The 19,542-nt window shown below is 35.0% G+C and carries 15 protein-coding genes; 2 read left to right on the top strand and 13 right to left on the bottom strand.

The window, feature by feature from the left end; translation table 11 throughout:
- Positions 1–50: 50 nt before the first annotated feature.
- The 4 genes from DFR57_RS04130 to DFR57_RS04145 all read right to left on the bottom strand — a co-directional run bounded on the left by DFR57_RS04130 (position 51) and on the right by DFR57_RS04145 (position 6,015).
- Positions 51–1,739, bottom strand: a complete 1,689-nt coding sequence (locus tag DFR57_RS04130) for an ABC transporter substrate-binding protein (RefSeq protein WP_114351896.1) — start codon at positions 1,737–1,739, stop codon at positions 51–53.
- Positions 1,740–2,048: 309 nt separating this feature from the next.
- The gene (locus DFR57_RS04135; protein ID WP_114351897.1) at positions 2,049–3,800 is read right to left on the bottom strand and encodes a cache domain-containing sensor histidine kinase; all 1,752 of its coding nucleotides are present in this window, start codon (positions 3,798–3,800) and stop codon (positions 2,049–2,051) included.
- 18 nt (positions 3,801–3,818) lie between these two features.
- Positions 3,819–5,363: a response regulator transcription factor gene (locus DFR57_RS04140; RefSeq protein ID WP_170132904.1), complete on the bottom strand. Its 1,545-nt coding sequence runs from the start codon at positions 5,361–5,363 to the stop codon at positions 3,819–3,821.
- A 1-nt stretch (position 5,364) separates the two neighbouring features.
- Complete coding sequence (locus DFR57_RS04145) at positions 5,365–6,015, bottom strand: YesL family protein (protein WP_114351899.1); 651 nt, start codon at positions 6,013–6,015, stop codon at positions 5,365–5,367.
- 200 nt (positions 6,016–6,215) lie between these two features.
- On the opposite strand from DFR57_RS04145, the gene DFR57_RS04150 reads away from it, so the two are divergent.
- A complete protein-coding gene (locus tag DFR57_RS04150; protein ID WP_114351900.1) occupies positions 6,216–7,352 on the top strand; it encodes a family 8 glycosyl hydrolase in 1,137 nt (378 codons plus the stop codon).
- A gap of 271 nt (positions 7,353–7,623) precedes the next feature.
- Here DFR57_RS04150 and xylB read toward each other — a convergent pair whose 3' ends face one another.
- Together xylB and xylA are read right to left on the bottom strand one after the other, a co-directional pair.
- Positions 7,624–9,123, bottom strand: coding sequence for a xylulokinase (gene xylB / locus DFR57_RS04155; protein ID WP_114351901.1), 1,500 nt, complete (start codon positions 9,121–9,123; stop codon positions 7,624–7,626).
- 24 nt (positions 9,124–9,147) lie between these two features.
- A complete protein-coding gene (xylA, locus tag DFR57_RS04160; RefSeq protein WP_114351902.1) occupies positions 9,148–10,470 on the bottom strand; it encodes a xylose isomerase in 1,323 nt (440 codons plus the stop codon).
- 164 nt (positions 10,471–10,634) lie between these two features.
- Between xylA and DFR57_RS04165 the strand changes: the two genes are divergently transcribed.
- Positions 10,635–11,807, top strand: a complete 1,173-nt coding sequence (locus DFR57_RS04165; protein ID WP_114351903.1) for an ROK family transcriptional regulator — start codon at positions 10,635–10,637, stop codon at positions 11,805–11,807.
- A 400-nt stretch (positions 11,808–12,207) separates the two neighbouring features.
- Here the strand turns inward: DFR57_RS04165 and DFR57_RS04170 are convergent, their stop codons facing one another.
- From DFR57_RS04170 to DFR57_RS04200, 7 genes are all read right to left on the bottom strand, one after another.
- Complete coding sequence (locus DFR57_RS04170; protein ID WP_114351904.1) at positions 12,208–13,053, bottom strand: SDR family oxidoreductase; 846 nt, start codon at positions 13,051–13,053, stop codon at positions 12,208–12,210.
- Positions 13,040–14,125, bottom strand: a complete 1,086-nt coding sequence (gene uxuA, locus DFR57_RS04175) for a mannonate dehydratase (protein ID WP_114351905.1) — start codon at positions 14,123–14,125, stop codon at positions 13,040–13,042. The genes DFR57_RS04170 and uxuA overlap by 14 nt, the downstream gene beginning before the upstream one ends.
- A gap of 16 nt (positions 14,126–14,141) precedes the next feature.
- Positions 14,142–16,184, bottom strand: coding sequence for an alpha-glucuronidase family glycosyl hydrolase (locus DFR57_RS04180; protein ID WP_114351906.1), 2,043 nt, complete (start codon positions 16,182–16,184; stop codon positions 14,142–14,144).
- 104 nt (positions 16,185–16,288) lie between these two features.
- On the bottom strand, positions 16,289–16,978 hold the full coding sequence (locus tag DFR57_RS04185) for a GntR family transcriptional regulator (RefSeq protein ID WP_114351907.1): 690 nt from the start codon (positions 16,976–16,978) through the stop codon (positions 16,289–16,291).
- Positions 16,979–17,358: 380 nt separating this feature from the next.
- Positions 17,359–17,880, bottom strand: coding sequence for a DoxX family protein (locus DFR57_RS04190; protein WP_114351908.1), 522 nt, complete (start codon positions 17,878–17,880; stop codon positions 17,359–17,361).
- 55 nt (positions 17,881–17,935) lie between these two features.
- Positions 17,936–18,451, bottom strand: coding sequence for a DoxX family protein (locus DFR57_RS04195; RefSeq protein WP_114351909.1), 516 nt, complete (start codon positions 18,449–18,451; stop codon positions 17,936–17,938).
- 315 nt (positions 18,452–18,766) lie between these two features.
- A complete protein-coding gene (locus DFR57_RS04200; RefSeq protein ID WP_114351910.1) occupies positions 18,767–19,453 on the bottom strand; it encodes a hypothetical protein in 687 nt (228 codons plus the stop codon).
- Positions 19,454–19,542 lie beyond the last annotated feature (89 nt).

Raw genomic sequence — 19,542 nt, forward strand, 5'->3', positions numbered from 1 at the left:
CATAATTGTTTTAAAAAATCAGAAGGCTGTCAAAACAGCCTTCCTGTTTATTAGTTTCCTGCTAATTCTGCTTTTCTTTTAACCGATTCAGTTATTACTTCTTCATATGCTTCATAATCTAATTGCTCAAATTGATCTACATAATTTTCCCATTCTGCTTCAAACTCACCTGGATCAGCAAGTGCAATCTTAGGATAAGAACTTTTCATTAAATCATCTACTTGTTGCTCATAAATTTGAGCTGGAGAACCTTGTTCAATTGGTGTATCCCAAGCAGGGAACCATGGTCTTTCATCTGGTTTAGAAAATAATTCACTAAATGTTTCAATTCCATAAGCGTCTAAAAACTCTTTATCTGTTTCATCATAAGACAAGACAGCTACTTCAGGTTGTCTTCCAGGTTCTACAGCATTACCATCGCTATAAAGTCCACTCATACGTGGCCAACCCCACTCAAAATAGGTCCAGCCTGTTTCATCACGATAGTCTTGATCAGCAGCTAAATCAATTTGTTCTTCTGTACGGTAGTAACGTCCGTCTTCATCTACCTCATATGTCTCACCTTCAAAGCCCCACATAATCAATTTTTGCACTTCTTCTTGTGCAAGATGATCTAGGTATTTGATGATTTGGATTTGTTCTTCTTCTGTAGCACTAGTTGTAATACCCATACCAGGAGATGCTACAAATCCGCTTGGGTCAAGATATTGGTCCTTTATTCCTTCTTCAAATACTATTGGAAATGCCATATATTCTGCGTAAGGATCATCTGCATTTTGGATATTATCTAATGCTTGACCAGCTTGCCAGCGATAGTCAAAGAACCCTAACACACGACCAGAAGTTACCTTAGCTAAATACTCATCATAATTTTGTGTGAATGCTTCTCTATCAAAAAGTCCTTTATCATTCACTTCATTTATTTTCATTAACCAATCTTTTGTAATATCTTTATTTCCATATACTTCTGTTTCAAGTGTATCCATATCGACTAAAATACCGCCATCATTCGGATAACCTGCTAAATGCATTGGTTGGTTAGAGAATGCGAAGAAGCGCCAGTCGTAAGTTAAAGCGGTAAAGCCAATCGTATCTGCCCCATCCATTTGAGGATTCTCAGCAGCATATTCTTCGATTATGTTAAAATAGTCATCTAATGTTTTAGGCTGTGGATAATCCATGGCTTTTAATACTTCGCGTTTGATCCACCATCCACCTTGATCTGGATTAGGTGGTGCAGCATATCCATTTGCAGCTCCAGATGGAATTAGATAAATATTCCCATCATCACGCTTCATCATTTCTAAATATGGTCCATACATTTCTTTAATATTAGGTGCATGCTCTTCTATTAAGTCATTTAAAGGAATATACGCACCTGCGTCAATAACAGCATCGGTTGATTGCTCTGCGTTCATTAGGTGTGGGTACTCTCCACTAGCAATCATCGTACCTATTTTCGTATTAACATCCCCAACAATGTGTTCAATGTCAAAATTAACACCAGTTTCTTCTTCAAAAATCTTTCCTAATCTCGTTTCACTCGTATTGATATCTGTACCTGGTGCAGATGCATCAAAGAATTTGAAGGTGGTAACCTCTCCTGACGATTCATCTGTCTCTTCTGTATCATCAGAATCATTTCCACTAGTTTCTTCTGTATCATCACTACAACCGATCAGTGCAAATAATAGCAAAAGCATAACTCCAAAAAGACCAATCTTGAAAAACCTCGACATAACCCTTTTCCCCTTTCAATGTATCATTTATTTTTACAAGGAAAATTGTAATCGCTTTCCCTTGTAAGCACTTTCATTATAACTTTGAAAACTTTGTGCCGTAACCGAACAAAGTATAGGTGAAACTTTCAAAACTTAAGATCCTTTATTTCTATTACTTTCACAAAAAGCGGCTAACACATATTCACGTATAGTTTTTTAGCACATAAATAAATGGTGATTAACATAACAGAAAAATTGCACCGCTAATTGCAGAATTATATACTACAGTTAGGGTGCATTTCATCTTACTCTTCCTAGTTTTATATACTACTCTCTTGTTTTTAAAAGAATAATAGGTAATTTTAGTATTATCATGGTGCCTTCATTCTTTTGACTCTCAATATTCAAGGTAAAGGAATCACCATAATACATTTTCAACCTGTAATAAACATTCTTAATCCCAACACGGTCTCCTATTTCATCTTTTTCCAGTGATCGATATAGTTGTCTTACTTTATCTTCTGACATACCTACCCCATTATCGTATATTCTAAAAATGATCGCTTGATCTTCTCTCTCAACTTTTACAACTACTTTTCCTTTGCCTTTTTTAGCTTCAATTCCATGGATACTAGCATTTTCAATAAAAGGTATAATCACCATATTGGGAATTTCTACTTTTTTAACATCGTTATCAATCTCAAACTCATAATATAATTTATCATCGAAACGATATTGCTGAATCTCGAGAAAGCTTTTAGCAAGCAACAATTCTTGTTCAATCGTTATCCAATCCTTGTCCCATGTAATGGAATTACGTAAAATTTTAGCCATATTATGAATAATCTCAGCTGTCTCTTTTTCTTCTTTTAATAAGCTCCTCATTCTAACGGTTTCTAGTACATTAAACAGAAAATGAGGATTGATCTGGCTTTGAAGTGCATTTAATTGCGCTTCTTTTTTTTGCAGTTCTAAATCCTTTTTTTGAATCTTAACAATATAAACATCATTTATTAAACCTTTTATTTTTTTGGTCATTCGATTAAATTCCGATGTTAAAACACCAATCTCATCTTTATACGTAGCACCTTCTATCATTTCAAAACTTTGATCTTTTACCTTTCTCATTTTTCTCACTATTTGATTTAAACGCAGATGAATATTACCTGCCATATAGATAATAAACATAGAAGGAATTACAAAATTCCATATAGCTAAGTAAAATATAAAAGATCGTGAATTTTCCACATCAGAAATTAAATTATTTTCAGGTAATATACCGATTAACTTCCAATCATTCAAATATTGAAGCTGATAGTTAGAAGTTAATTCAATACTATCTTCTATATTTCTAATGGATTTATAAGAAACAAATTGTGTTTTCCACGGCACATCATTCTTTGTTGTATACTCGATATTTCCTTCTTTATTGACGAGATAAATATCTCCTTCAAAGGTAACGTTATGAAAAATCTGTTCAATCACACTGTCATTTAAATTAATCATAATTATTTTTTGTGTATTATTTTGATTAAAATAATCCAATTGCCTTACTACACTAAATTTTGATAGTTCTCCTTGATCATCTAACGTACGGGTAACAACAGGATAAAACTGTCTAATATTCGAAGTACTTTGATACCAATGAGAGTCTTTAACTTTTTTATCAATGCCAAAAATCCCACCTGCTGTAATAACAGATGAATTATCTGTATACAAATAAATCGATCGAATTGATGAGTATATAGGGGTATACTTATTCACATCTCTAAAATAATAATTGTAGGCAAGTATAAAATCTAGTGGGGTTTCATAAGTTGTTTCTAAAAATTGATGCAGCAATGAGTCAGAGTATAAAACAGTTGAAATACCAACCGCATCCTCCACACTTTTTCTGAAATCATTGGAAATTTGCTTTAATGCTAGCTCACTATCACTAATTTTTTGAGCTTTTACATTTTCACTTGTAACATGATAAAAAATAACATTGGTAAGTACGATTGGTAAAAATACTGACACCATGTAAATCATTAAGAGTTTATTTCTAATTTTCACATCATTAAAATGGATCCTTTTCATCGTATCCCATCCATATTCTTATTTATTTGCAATTTTCTTTCGATATTGTGTCGGTGTCATGTTTACTGTCTTTTCAAATTGTGTAACAAAATAATCTGCATTTACAAAGCCGACTTTTTCAGCCACCTCATATATTCTGTCATCAGTTTGACGCAAGAGTATCTTCGCTTCCTCTACTCGTGCTATTAGAAGATATTCTTTAAAATAAATACCATATGTCTTTTTAAATAATTGTCCCATATAAACTGGATTCATATAAAATTTATTCGCAATACTTTTTAATGTTAGTGGTTGCTGATAATTAGCATCGATGAACTTTTTTATTTGATGGATGGTCCCCTGGGTATTGTTTTTATTTAACTGATGAAGCTGTTCGGCACATTCCTTTAAAAAAGAAAGCCATAATTGTTTAATATCCTTTAAATTCACAGGATAATGATCCCATTCCATCATCCATTTCCACGTATGAATTCGACTTATATCTCCACCAGCTTCTTTAATTGCTTTTATTATCTTGTGATTAGCTCGATTAACTACTGTACTTACTGCATCCTTAGCAAAACGATGCTCCTTACAATTTCCCAAGATGCGATTGATTACTGTAGCGATTTTTTCTTGATTATTTTCTTCAATTGTTTCCATCAGTTGTTGATAAAAGGTTCGATCTAATTCAATATAATGAATTTTTTCTTTTTCTAACTCTTCATAAAATAACACATCATTTTCATTTAGATATTTATGTTGAACAGTTGTTTTGGCAGTTAAATACGATTCTTTCAATTTATGTAACTCACTGACTGTTTTTCCTTTATATATGCGCAGATTCCCTTTCATTTTTGCATTTATATAGAGTTGAATTTTTCTATAGAAGTCCCGTTGATTATAGGATTGACTTTTTAATTTCATATCGGTAAAAACAGCAACTAAACATCCCGTCTTTTCTTCAAAAAATAAGGTGTTATCAGCTAGATCGTATTCAACAAATGTTTGCTGAACAACTTCTAAGAGAGACGAATAATCAATCCCCATACCATTAAGCTCAATTTTAGTAACCGTATAGGAATCTTTTTTAAAAAGCGGAATATGCAACTCTTTCATGAATTCCTGATTTATTTCATTATTTAGCAATTTTTTCATATATGTAATCGCTAACATTTTTTCTCGATTTTTAATTATTTTAGCATCTTTTTCAATTACATTTGCTACCTTTAAAAGAGTGGTCTCTAATTCCTCTTGATCAACAGGCTTTAGTATAAAATCCTGCACACCAAATCTCAGTGCTTTTTGAGCATATTTAAAATCATTATATCCACTGATTATAATGAAATATGGTTGCTTTTCCATTGTTTTAGAAATTCCTTGTATTAAACCTAATCCATCCAAAACCGGCATTCGAATATCTGTTATTACAAGGTCTGGCTGTAAATGATCAATTTGTAGTAACGCATCCTCCCCGTCATCTGCTTGTCCACACACTGTAAATCCGCATTTTTCCCAATCTATTAAAGAAATAATACCTTTCCTCACAAATACATCATCATCGACAATGAATACGCTATACATTTTACCCCTCCTTTGGTTGTTTTTCATGAAGGACCTTATGACTTGTTTCAAATCGCTCAAACGCGATTAATGAAATGGATGTAATGATAAAAAAGGTAACACTAACCCCAATAACGGGAATCAGTCCTGGAATCCAACGTAATATAAACTGAAATAAAACAAGTAAGCCAATCATGATGAGTGTCATCAATGGACTAAATACTCCTAATAAAAATGCATGTTTAAAATAATCCCGAAATGATATATCAAAATGAGCATAGGTTGGAAAAATATATAAACTCAAGATCACAAATAGAATTCCTACAATCATGAGTCCAATTTGCATGAGGGTTTGAAAAGAACCCTGCATATTTAAAACAAATTGAAAGTTTAAATAGAGAAGATATAAGATTGCTGTCAGGATTAACCCTACACCGTTCGACCTTAAAAACTCACGTTTATAGGTGGTAATAAAGGTTTTGGTAAACCTCACTTCCTCTTCCTTCGCTAACCACTCTCTCATAACCGTCACTAAGGCAATCGTTGCTGGGAATACCCCAATAATAATCAAGCCTACTAAACTTCCGATTATCCATAGTAAATTCAAATACATCATCCACATCAACCATTCAAGTGCTTTATAGATGCCTCCGATATTATTCGTCTTTGCCAAATTCTTCACCCCTTATGTAAACGCTTTAAAAATCAAAGGATATACTATACTTTGTTTGTTCGTTATACATACTTATTATAGTATAATTTTCATGAATTGGGAATAGGATAAGCGACTTTACAGAAATAGTAGTAATATATTTCTATTTTTGTTAAGAAGTAATATTATCCTTTTTCATAAAAATTATAAGGAGGATACAGATGGAATCAGCATTTACAACTAATACGTACCGTAACTTACTTGCAGAATACGGTTATAAACAAGACGAGATTGACAGTTGGATTCAAGATACCTGGAATAAAATATTCTCACCAAAAGAAGAAGATACGCGAATCTATTTTCCAGTTGGAAAAGACGCGGGGTATATCCTGGATACAGGGAATAACGATGTCCGTACAGAGGGTATGTCTTATGGAATGATGATGGCTGTTCAAATGAATGAAGAAGATTTATTTAACCGTTTATGGAAATGGACTAAAACAAATATGTATATGGAAGATGGTGAAAATGCAGGATACTTTGCATGGTCTTGTGCTCCGAATGGAGAAAAAAATGCATATGGTCCTGCTCCTGATGGGGAAGAATATTTCGCTCTTGCATTATTTTTTGCTTCTCACCGATTTGGTGATAAAAGTGGTATTTTCAACTATAAAAAAGAGGCACAGGATTTACTTCACACTTGCCTCCATAAGGGTGAGAATAATGATGGTTATTCCATGTGGGATCGAGAGAATAAACTAATTAAGTTTGTCCCAAGTGTAGAATTTTCAGACCCATCCTATCACTTACCACATTTTTATGAATTATTTGCATTGTGGAGCTATGAAGAAGATCGAGCTTTCTGGAAAGAAGCAGCTATCGCAAGTAGACACTATATTGCCACTTCTGCTCATCCTGTTACAGGACTCTCCCCTGAATATGCATTTTATGATGGATCACCAAACCATATTCGAGGATTCGGCCATTTTTTTAGCGATTCTTACCGTGTTGCATGTAATATCGCACTTGATTATGTCTGGTTTAAAGATAATGCTTGTCCAGTTGTTGTTAATGAAAAAATTCAAGCATTCTTTCATGACAAGGATCCAGAGAACTATAGACGTTACAGAATAAATGGGGAAGCATTTGAAGAAAAATGCTTACATCCTGTTGGACTTATTGCTGCCAATGCAATGGCCTCCCTCTCGACAAAGGATGAAAAGGCACAAGAATTTGTAGACTTATTTTGGAACACACCCGTTCGTACCGGCAATCGGAGATATTATGATAATTGCTTGTATTTCTTTAGTTTATTAGCTCTAAGCGGAAACTTTAAAATTTGGATGCCAAATAATTAATTATAAAATAGATGGATATTCGTATTTTTCGTTATATATTCGTTTATTTATTCGCTATATTCGGTAATTTAATTATTTATTCGTAAATTATTGCTGATATTCGTAATTTGAAAGCTTTTATTCCTATTTCGTAATATAAAATAAAGGAACTAGGAGAATACAAATGGTCACGACTATATTTAGATGTCCAAATATTCCACAGTCAATAATTTTATAATTTCTAAACCACAAAAAGACGTCCCCCCAGGTGGAAGGACGTCTTTTTCTACTATTATTTTCTAAACTGCATAAGGTTTTCGTTAAGCTCTTTTGTTTGTTGGTAAACGTTTTGATATAGTGGAAATAATTGTTGGTATTTTTCAACATTTTCTTTATTTGGTTCAAATGTCTGTGCATCCTCTAAAAATGCATCCGCACATTCTTTTAAAGATGAAAACCATCCTACTCCAAATCCTGCTAACATTGCAGCTCCCATACCAGGTCCTTGTTCACTTTTCAATTTTACAATTTTGGCATTAAAAATATCAGCTTGCATTTGTAACCAAGCAGCATTTTTAGCACCACCGCCAATAGAATAAATGGTATCAATCACTTTTCCATTCTCTCTAAAAATCGAAATGGATTCGTGTAAAGAGAACGTTATCCCTTCGAGGACAGCTCGTGCAAAATCATTCAATCCATGAGAGCTATCCATCCCTATAAAGCTCGCTCTAATTTGCGAATCAGCATGTGGAGTTCTTTCTCCAACAAGATATGGTGTGAATAATAAACCATTGGAGCCAGCTGGTACGTCACCAACACCATCTAATAATGTATCAAAATCCAATTCTTTAGCAAAGGTATTTTTAAACCAGTTCAGACTATGTCCTGCTGAAAGAGTAACTCCCATAGCATAAAAAGCATCTTCTTCACCATGATTAAAATAATGCACTTTACCTTCGTAATCTTTATCACCAGTTGGTTCATAGGATAAAACCACACCTGATGTCCCTATGCTTGCGAATGTTTTTCCTTCAGAAAGAATACCTGATCCAATTGCGCCACAAGCATTATCAGCACCACCTGCGAAAACCTTGGTGCCAGACGGCAAGGACGTAGCTTCTTTTACCTCATCAGTAATGTCTCCTACGTATGCGTGAGAATCCACTAATGGTGGACAAATGGAAATATCGAGATCTAATGCATCACAAATTTCTTTACTCCATTTTTTCGCGTGAACATCTAGTAAACTCGTGCCTGCCGCATCAGAAAAATCCATATGCAATTGTTTGGTTAATGCATAACGTACATAATCCTTAGGTAAAACAAATGTTTTCGCTTTTTCGAAAATTTCAGGTTCGTTTTCTTTCACCCACAATATTTTGGGTAATGTAAATCCTTCAAGCGCTAAATTTTTTGTGATTTTTATAAATTTATCTTTTCCAACTTTGTTATAAATGGTTTGACACTGAGGTGTTGTCCGCGTGTCATTCCATAGTATTGCATTTCGAAGAACTTGATTATTTTCATCTAGCAGGACAAGTCCATGCATTTGCCCCGAAAAGCTTAAGCCTTCAATTTCTGAAACATTACCATCAAAGCTTTCCACTAATTCTTTTATTCCTAAAATGGTCTGATTCACCCAGTCCTCAGGCTTTTGTTCGGAGTATCCGGTTTTCTCTTGAATAAGCGAGTAGTCCTTGGAAACCTCATGGACTACCTCTCCTGCTTTATTCACTAATAGTAACTTAACCGCACTTGTACCGAGGTCTACACCAATTACATAGCTCATAGCTTCACCTCTTTTTATGATCGATTATTTTGAATAGGCATTAAGAATATATTGATTAACTGTAGCTTTAATTACTTCTAAACGACCAGACTTGTTCTTAATATCTCCTAAGCCTAAAGCATGCTTTTCTAATGATTTGAAGTCAGCTTTTCCACTTACAATATCAAGCCCAACTCCATTTTTATAACTATCATAACGATCATCAATTATATTTTCGAAAACTTTATCTTGAACTAGTTGATTTGCAACCTTATAACCAACTGCAAAATGGTCCATTCCAGCAATATGTGCATAGAATAAATCCTCAGGATCAAATGAGCCACGACGAGCTTTTGCGTCAAAGTTAAGTCCGCCAGATCCTAATCCACCGTTTTTAATAATCTCATACATCGCAAGTGTAATCGAATAGATGTCTGCAGGGAATTCATCTGTATCCCAGCCTAATAGTGGATCGCCTTGGTTAGCATCAACAGAACCAAGCATTCCATTAACTCTTGCGTAACGAAGCTCGTGTTCGAAAGTATGGCCAGCTAGAGTTGCGTGGTTTGCTTCAATATTAAATTTAAATTTGTCCGCTAGACCATAGTTCAATAAGAAAGCATGTGCTGATTGCACATCAAAATCATATTGGTGTGTTGTTGGTTCTTTTGGTTTTGGCTCAATTAAGAACTGTGCATCAAAGCCAATTTCTTTCGCATAGTCTACAGCCATTTGGAAGAAACGTCCAAGGTTATCCTGTTCTAATTTTAAGTCAGTGTTTAATAGGGTCTCATACCCTTCACGTCCACCCCAGAATACATAGTTTTCTGCACCTAGTTCTTTCCCGATTTCTAAACCTTTTTTCACTTTCGCCGCAGAATAAGCAAATACATCTGCATTGTTAGAAGATGCTGCACCATGAACAAATCGTGGGTTCGTAAAATTGTTTGCTGTGTTCCAAAGCAATTTTACGTCACTATCCTTCATGTAATCTTTAATCATAGCAGTAATCGTATCTAAATTTTGATAGGTTTCTTTTAAGGTATCGCCTTCTGGTGCAATATCTACATCGTGGAAACAGAAGTATTTTGCACCAATTTTATCGAAAAATTCAAATGCTGCTTCTACACGTGCTTTAGCTTGGTCCATTCCAGTATATTTATCCCAAGGTCTAATTGCTGTACCCGTACCAAAAGGATCCGATAAATCAGCAGTAAACGTGTGCCAATATGCAACACCAAAACGTAAAAACTCTTCCATTGTTTGTCCATTAATTTTCTCTTCTGGATTATAAAATTTAAATGCTAGTGGATTCTTTGACTGTGGGCCTTCATAATTAATCTTGTTAACGTTTTCAAACCATGTCATTTTGTTATCCCTCCGAATTGTTTTTAAGATTTATTTCAACGCCTTCATTATAGCAACGCTTTCTAAGTTTGTCTAGTGACTAAACAAAGATTATAGTAAAGAATTTTAAAATGTGATAAAATAGAGCGTACAATACGATCGTATATAGAGAGTGAGTGAAGATTGTGAGCCAAACTTGGAACCAGCACGTTGTAAAAAAAGAAAATAAAACGTTAGTTCTCGATCAAATCCGAGAACATGCACCAATCTCAAGAGCTAGTATTGCACAACAAACCGGATTGAATAAAGGTACCGTTTCTTCTTTAGTAAGTGAGTTAATGAACGAAAAATTAATTTCCGAGTCCGGAACCGGACAATCGAGTGGTGGGAGACGCCCTGTCATGCTTCTTTTTAATCAACAGGCAGGATTCACGATTAGCATTGACCTAGGAGTTAAAAATATACTTGGTGTGCTTTGTGACTTAAAAGGGAATATCCTCGAGGGGAAAAAGATAATTCTAGAAGATAATCAAGTTGAAATTGTGCTTGAAAGATTATATGGATTAATAAATGAATTAATTGCAGCTGCTCCAGACGCTCCTTATGGGATAGTTGGGATAGGAATAGGCGTACCAGGAGTTATTTCAAACGAAGGGGAAGTGCTACTTGCCCCAAACTTAGACTGGAAAAACGTTCAATTGAAAGAAATATTAGCAGATAAATATCAGCTACCAATTGTTGTTGAGAATGAAGCAAATGCGGGAGCAATCGGTGAAAAAACCTATGGAGCAGGACAAAAATCTAATGACCTGGTATATGTAAGTGTAGGAACAGGTATTGGTGTCGGTTTAATCTTAGATGGCGAATTGTATAAAGGAATCCGTGGTTTTTCAGGAGAACTCGGTCATATGACGATTGAAAGAGATGGACTAAAGTGCAGATGTGGAAATACTGGTTGTTGGGAATTGTACGCATCAGAAAACGCCCTACTTAGTAAAGCAAAAACAGATCAGTTTAAATCCATTCATACGATAGTAAAAGCTGCAGAAAAAAATGACAAAGAAGCTATCTCACTATTAAACGACATGGGTAAATATTTGGGTATAGGTATCACCAATATTCTTCATATCTTTAATCCCGAGCAAGTCATTCTTGGTAATGCGATGATTGAAGCAGAGAAATTTGTCTTACCAGCTATTTTAGAGTATATCGATGCACATACTATTGGGTTTAACCGTGATGATGTGAAAATTTCCGGTGCAATGCTGAAGGAATATTCAACTGTTCTTGGTATAGCTTCAGTAAATATAGAGTTATTTTTTAAAGAAAATCAAGCAACACTAGAACTGTTATCTTAATTTTTTATTATTGAAAGCAATCTCAATTGGTGTACAAATTCGCATTTGTACACCATTCTTTTTAATGTGTTGATCACCCAGCTTTTTCACTACGTCTATATATTGCTCTGCTTTCTACGTTAGATTGGATAAGTACTCCTCATCTATAACTTCAGGTACTTTAACTAACAAAGGGAACTTTTGACTGAAGTTCTTTAAAACATTATGTGTTTCGACAGTTATTTATAATGCTTTAACCTCGTCTTGTGCTAGCACTGCAGAATTTGGAATATATATTTTCTATTGTGGAATTACTGCTAACTACTACAACAGAATCTAGAATACAATCCAAGGTTGTCAAATAGATAAACCCCTTTTATTGCTACAAACATTTCATTAATTTTTCATTTGAAATTATTCTTTAAACCCCGCTGTACGCCATAAAACCACCATCAACGGCGATACATGTACCTGTAACAAATCCACTTGCTTCTTCATCAGCCAACCAAAGTAAAGTTCCTAATAAATCTTCCGGATCTCCTAGTCGTCTCATTGGCGTATGATTAATTATTTTCTCCATCCTAGGTGTTGGGGAGCCATCTTTGTTCGTTAGTAATGGGCGATTTTGATCGGTTAAGAAGAAGCCTGGTGCAATTGCATTAACTCGAACGTTAGCCGGTGCCATGTGAACACTGAGCCACTGAGTAAAATTATTTACTGCTGCTTTTGCTGCAGAATATGCAGGCACCTTTGTCATCGGACTAGGTGCACTCATAGATGAAATGTTAATAATCGTTGTCTTCTTCTCTATCATTCTTTGAGCAAATATTTGTGTTGGTATTAATGTCCCAATAAAATTAAGATTAAAGACAGAGGAAAATCCTTCTGTAGTGAGATCAAAGAATGAAGTAATATCATTATTTTCTATATCCTCTATATTAAACGCTTCATTTGTCGTACTTCCTTTTGGATGATTGCCTCCTGCCCCATTTATCAAAACATCACACGCACCAAATTCTTTAAAAACAATCTCCTCTGCTTTTTTTACTGCTTCACGATCTAATACATCACACCCTACAGAAATGGCAGTTCCTCCCGCATTACGAATTTTATCAACCACAGTTTCGGCTTTTTCTAACGTTCTATTTAATACAGCTACTTTCATTCCTTGTCTACCTAATTCCATAGCCATCGCTCCACATAAAACGCCACCTCCACCGGTCACAACTGCTACTTTGTTTTCTAAATTTTTATTAATTGGTAACACGTTTAAGCCCCTCCTTCTTTCGTTCAAATGCATCCCATAACCCATGTAAATACATGATCCCTAAGGCACGATCATAAAGCCCATAACCAGCTCTAGATTTTTCATTCCAAATATGTCTCCCATGATCAGGCCTAATATAACCGCTATAATTCACCTTGCTAAGCATCTCCATTACTGCATCTATTTCAATCGAACCATCCTTTGTGTAATGGGAGGTTTCAATAAAGTCACCATTCTCAAAATTCTTCACATTTCGAATATGAGCAAAATAAATGCGCTTTTGAAAATCCTCTATCATTTTCACAAGATTATTATTTGGATTTACTCCTAAAGCTCCCGTGCAAAAAGTTAAACCATTTGCAGGATGATCAACTAACTGCAAGATTCGTCCCAAGTTTTTTTGATTGGTAGCAATTCTAGGTAATCCAAAAACCTCCCATGGTGGATCATCTGGATGTAAGGCAAGCTTGATATCGTGTGCTGCGCATACAGGAATAACTCTTTCTAAAAAATAACGCAAATACTGAAATAAATCCTCTTCGGTTACGGATTGATACTTTTCAAATAAATTCTTTAAAGCTTTCATCCTGCTTGGTTCCCATCCTGGCATCGTATAGGCCGGGTTTTCGTTTATTTTATCTGCCAAATCAAGAGGATCTAAATCTTTTATTAAATCCTTTTCGTAAAACATTGCCGAAGATCCGTCCGGTAATGTTTTATAGAGATCAGTCCTAATCCAATCAAATACAGGCATAAAGTTATAGCAAATTACTTTGACACCAGCGTTAGCAACATTTTTTATAGTTTCGATATAATTATCAATATAATAATCCCGATCCGTGGATCCTAGCTTGATAGATTCATGTATATTAATGCTTTCTACTACATCCAAATGAAAATGGAGCCTGTCTGCCTCTTGTTTAATTTTATCGATTCTCTCTTTCGGCCAAACCTCCCCAGCTTCAATATCATGAAGGGCCCATACAACTCCTTTCACTCCTGGTATTTGTTTAATATCTTCTAGACAGACACTATCATTGCCTTCACCGAACCATCTAAATACCATATTCATTGGTTGTACTCAACTCCTAATAAATTGTGCGTCCTTTTTCATCTTTAATACCTGATTTACGATAAAAATAAGTATTAATTTGATCACGCCACTCTTTTGCATTCGCAAGTTGCATAGATAAACGATCAGCAACATTGTTAAAAGTAGTTTCTTCCACGTAAGCTTCTACTTTATTCCATAATTCTATTAATTCCTCTACTTCCCTGTAGCCCTCAAAATGAGTATCATAGATATGCTGAATGATCGATTTACCACTTTTTAATGTATACTTGTATGGTAGATGATGAAAAAATAAAAGAAGATTTTCCGGACACGTGTCAAGATCTTCAAAAAAACGTTGATTTTCAATTTGATATTGCGCAGCATAACCTGTACCTGTCTTTTCTGTCCTATCCACACCAATGCCATCACGATCAGCAAAATGATAAGTTCCCCAAGCTGCGTATTCATAGCCGTCAATGTTTGGGCCATAGTGGTGACCTGGATTTATCATCCAACCTACACCTAAAGGAGCTGTATACTTTTCATAAGTTGGCCAGGATTTTAACAACATATCTAAAATCGTTTCCCTCACTATTTTCTCCTCACCAAAGGTTTGTATGATCCATTCCTCTGCAATTTGCTCTGATGTTAATGAAGGATTCCAAATTAACCTTCCATAACCGTATAAATTAGCTTGAGCTAACGTATTCCCGGTCCAATTTTCGTCATCACCAATATTAGATACAGCTACAATACCGCTATACTTATAGGGATGAATATTTCCTGCTACCACTTCTTCTATAGTCGATCCTTCACCCTTGTGATATGTATCAAAGGATAATACTTCCTTCCATTGCGGAATGAGATAACACAAATCCTTTTGTTGCCCTGTATATTCCTGTGCAACTTGAAATTCGATCAGTTGATTTGTGCTCTGCATCGCACCGATTAAAGGGGAGACGGGCTCTCTTACTTGGAAATCCATTGGACCATTTTTAATTTGCAAAATAACATTATCTAAAAAATCTCCATCTAACGGCTTAAAATGATCATATGCTGCTCTTGCCCGGTCCGTTGATCGATCTCGCCAGTCTTGTAAGCAGTTATAGACAAAACATCTCCATATGATTTTGCCACCGAAGTCAGCGACCGCTTCCGCTAACATATTTGCCCCATCAGCATGGTTTCTATTGTAAAAGAAAGGTCCAGGTCTGTGCTCAGAATCAGCTTTCACTACAAACCCACCAAAGTCAGGTATTTCTTGATAAATTTCCTTCGCTTTATCCTTCCACCATTTTTTAACATTCTCATCTAGAGGATCCGCTGAAGCTAGTTGGTCAATGGCCATTGGACTAGCAAAATTAATACTCAGATAAAGTTTGATGCCATATCCTCTAAAAATAGCTGCAATTTTTTTCACCTCAGCTAAATGTTTCTTGGTGATTAAAAACGTTTCTTTTTCCCACACATTCACATTATTTATTGAAATAGCGTTAATTCCTACAGAAGATAAAAAACGTGCGTAGTCTTTGATACGGGACTTATTTTGAACAATTTGGTCGTTTTTAAAGAATATTGAGTTTCCTGAATAACCTCTTTCAACTGTTCCATCAAAATTGTCCCATTGATTCAACATACGAAAATCATTTTTAGGAGAAGAGATAATCTCAAGTTGATCTATTGTCTTTTTCAATTGCAGTGACCGTAAAAAATGATGCGCTCCATACAAGGCACCTTGTACCGAATTTCCAATAATAAATAGTTTTTTTTCGTCTTTAATAATTTCAAAAGCTTCTTTGCTTTCTTCATGTAAGGAACTTTTAACATCTCTTCCTAACTCTTTTTCTAATATATCTGTTGTACCAATCACAATCCCTTCCTCAGTGGATAGATTGTAATTAACCTCGATATTGAACATACCTTTTATTCCCATTGCTAATTCTTCCATTGCATTGCTTAAAACTGGTGAATTCTCTACACTTCGAATATTTTTTAAAAATGGTGCGATTGCTTTCTTGTATTGCTTATCTTTTATTGGCTGGTACTGTAACCACATATGGTAGCCTTTTAAATCCATGTAATCATCCTCCTTTTAAATTAGAAAATCTTGGTTTATCGCCAAGTCTTTATGGCAAAATCCTTAGTTTTTCTTACGCTATAGTTCGTTAAATTTTTCATTTATTATAGTGTGAAATACGTAGGATACTCTTCTTTTAACTTATCCTTTTCAATGTCAACTAACCTTAAGTGCTCCTGCGTCTTCTTGGCAGCAAGTACTACATCCCTTTTTTCAATAGCATCGAAAATTTCTCGGTGCTGGGAAACAACAATTTCCCAATCATGATTTACCGCTAATCTAAATAATCGCAATCGATCAAACTGAATATTCATTCGTTTCACCATTTCCCATGTTCTTTCCTTATTACAGCCCTTATAGATAATGTGGTGAAACTCATCATCTAATTCATATAAACGCTTGAATGAGGATTTTTTAATTGAAAACTCTTGCAACGTAAGATTTGTTTCAAGCTGAAATAAATCATCCTTTGTCAGCTTCTCACACGCCAATGTTACTATCGCCTTTTCGATGTGCTCCCTGACGAACCTACCTTCTTCCACTAATGCCAAATCTATTCTTGTTACATTTGTGCCAACCTGAGGCGTCACTCCTAAAAGACCTTCTTGATTTAATTTTAAAAATGCCTCACGTACTGGAGTTCTGCTTAGGTCCAGTTTCTCGGAAATTTCTTTTTCAGACATTCTTGTACCTGGAACAATTTCTCCGTTCATAATTTGCTTTTTTACCATGTTATATGCAAAATCTCTTGAAGAACCATGTTCTCTTGTAATTTTAGGTGAAATAATAATCATCTCCATTTATACTAGTATGGTAGTTATTCAATTATAAAATAATACTGAAACTAGCGCAATATATAATCCTTTATAAAAAAACTTCACAGAAGTATTAGAGATTCTACATTTAAATTCTATAATTTAACATAAAAATAGTTCTTTAGTCCGATTGAAAGACAGTTCTATGTATCATATACTGAAAACGGTTACAATAGTTGTTGTGTACATATACTGTTCGTAGTTACCTAAGGGTTTACTATGAATTAAATGTACAGTATTTTGATTCAAAATAGATTGTCCCCCTTTGCATCCTCTTAATCGAGGGTGCGCTTTTTTTTGCTATTATTTTTCTGCATACAAAAAACTCGCCATCTGCATTTAGATGACGAGTTTTCTAATTAATGTACTTCCACTGTTTTTGGTTCGAAATTTTTCTCTTTTCTTGCTGTGAATAATTGTCTTACATATGGAATTGCATAACGATCAAGTCCGAAGCGACCTGCATTATAACCTGCAACTAGTAAAAATAAAGTGATTAGAATCATTTGACCATTGGTACTTACTGTTCCACTGAATAAGAATGCGAAGTTCATTACGATACCCATTAAAGCTGCAAAGTTAGTAAATAATCCAAGAATTAGCGCGATCCCTACTAAGAATTCTCCCCACATTACTAAGAAAGTAAAAGCATCTGCACCAGGTAAAGCTACAGCTTCTAAAAAGCTTGCCCACCAGCCTTGTACCGCTGGGTGTTCTCCACTCGCTTTTCCAATTGCACCTTGGATAAACCCACCTGCATCAAATCCACCACCAGTAATCTTACCCCAGCCACCCATCAACCATTGGTAACCAATATATACTCTTAAGAAAGTTAATACTCCAGCCGCTATTTTGTTATTTCGAATAAATTCTACAAACATTTTCAACACTCCTTCAAATTATTTTTTGTTCAATCATTCACATAATTGAGTAAAATTATACGTTTGCTAATACTTGCTTTTCATTCCCTTTACGGTTATTAAATTTGTTACGAATAAATGGAATGACGTATCGATCTAGTCCAAAGCGTCCTGCATTGTAGCCTGCGATTAAAATAAATGCTGTTAATAAAACCATTTGACCGTTTGTGCTTACTGTTCCACTGAAGATAAAAGCGAAATTCATTAAAATTCCCATTAAAGCTGCAAAATTTGTAAACAATCCTAAAATTAATGCTAATCCAACTAATACTTCTCCCCACATTACCATGAAGGTAAATGCGTTAGCTCCAGGTAGTGCAACAGTTTCTAGAAAGCTTGCCCACCATCCTTGTACAGCGGGATGATCTCCACTTGCTTTTCCAATTGCTCCTTGGATAAAGCCGCCTGCGTCAAATGTTCCTCCTGTAACCTTGCCCCAACCTGATGTTAGCCAGCTATAACCTAGATATACTCGAATAAGTGCTAATACTCCTGCAACAATTTTATTTTCTCTTAAAAATTCTACAAACATCTTGACCACTCCTTTTGTTTTTGTTCAATCATTCACAAATTATTTTGTGTAAGTTGTTTTGTTTTTGTTTACATTCTTATAATAACATGTTTAGAAAGTATGGAAAGTAGTTTGTGCAATTGTTCACAAAGTAGTAACAACTTTTTGTCTAAAAGGTGACAGGGGGGATGGATGGTTTTCTTTTCTAGCATTTAAAATGTTGGTCTATCAAGACTTATCTTACGATGGGCTCTTGTATCATATCTATCTGGCGAAAGCATCTAGTGTCATCTCATCCATAAAAAACAAGCAGACCGCGTCGCAGTCTGCTTGTTTTTATTCATCTTCCTTATTTTCGTTGGTTTGATTAGGTTGATCTGTTTGATCTGTTTGTTCCGCATCTTGACTATCTTCAATTTCCTCTTTTATTTCTTCTTCCTCTTCTTCTACTTCGTCTGCTATTTCATCTTCTATTTCCTCAGGTTCTGTAACTTTTTCTTCCTTTTCTGATGAATCGTCTTCATTAGAAGGGTCTTCTTCCGCCGATTCATCTACTTTTGGACTTTCTTCCTTAGGTGTAGGGGATGTACCCTTCTTTTTAGTAGAAGAATTATTATCAGTGCTAGCTTCAGATGATGTTGTTTTCTTCTTGCTAGTAGATGTCGATGTGCTGGTAGAATTCTCTGAGTATGTAGGTACAGGTTCTTTCTCCCAAGTAGTTTCTTCATTTGTCTCTTCTTGAATATCTACTATTTCTTCATCCAATCCCGTGATTTGATCTTCGTCTTCTATCTCTTCTTCTTCATTAAATAACTCTATTTCCTGATTAGTAGTTAAAATAATAGGAGTGCTACTTTTGTATGTGTGATTCAAAGAGGCTTTTCCATTTGCTTGAATGCTTGTCTGATTAAATACTGTTTTCCCATCTAGATAACTCTTCCCTATCCACAGTCCCGCAACTGCGAGAGAAAACACAAGCGTAACAGTTAAATAGACAGCGATTGAATCCTGATTAAATTTCACTTTTTTGAACTCCTTTAAGCATATATATGATGCTTTAAACCTACCATGTTTGTACAATATTGTAAAATTAATTTTTACGAGTGAGCTCC

This window comes from Saliterribacillus persicus (assembly GCF_003337485.1).
GTDB classification, from domain to species: domain Bacteria; phylum Bacillota; class Bacilli; order Bacillales; family Amphibacillaceae; genus Saliterribacillus; species Saliterribacillus persicus.

Bases quoted from the DNA above. Each gene is read 5' to 3' on its own strand.
- uxuA (WP_114351905.1), bottom strand. From the start codon at position 14,125: ATGAATATGGTATTTAGATGGTTCGGTGAAGGCAATGATAGTGTCTGT.
- DFR57_RS04130 (WP_114351896.1), bottom strand. From the start codon at position 1,739: ATGTCGAGGTTTTTCAAGATTGGTCTTTTTGGAGTTATGCTTTTGCTA.
- DFR57_RS04185 (WP_114351907.1), bottom strand. From the start codon at position 16,978: ATGATTATTATTTCACCTAAAATTACAAGAGAACATGGTTCTTCAAGA.
- DFR57_RS04190 (WP_114351908.1), bottom strand. From the start codon at position 17,880: ATGTTTGTAGAATTTATTCGAAATAACAAAATAGCGGCTGGAGTATTA.
- DFR57_RS04150 (WP_114351900.1), top strand. From the start codon at position 6,216: ATGGAATCAGCATTTACAACTAATACGTACCGTAACTTACTTGCAGAA.
- DFR57_RS04180 (WP_114351906.1), bottom strand. From the start codon at position 16,184: ATGGATTTAAAAGGCTACCATATGTGGTTACAGTACCAGCCAATAAAA.
- DFR57_RS04195 (WP_114351909.1), bottom strand. From the start codon at position 18,451: ATGTTTGTAGAATTTTTAAGAGAAAATAAAATTGTTGCAGGAGTATTA.
- xylB (WP_114351901.1), bottom strand. From the start codon at position 9,123: ATGAGCTATGTAATTGGTGTAGACCTCGGTACAAGTGCGGTTAAGTTA.
- DFR57_RS04135 (WP_114351897.1), bottom strand. From the start codon at position 3,800: ATGAAAAGGATCCATTTTAATGATGTGAAAATTAGAAATAAACTCTTA.
- DFR57_RS04140 (WP_170132904.1), bottom strand. From the start codon at position 5,363: ATGTATAGCGTATTCATTGTCGATGATGATGTATTTGTGAGGAAAGGT.
- xylA (WP_114351902.1), bottom strand. From the start codon at position 10,470: ATGACATGGTTTGAAAACGTTAACAAGATTAATTATGAAGGCCCACAG.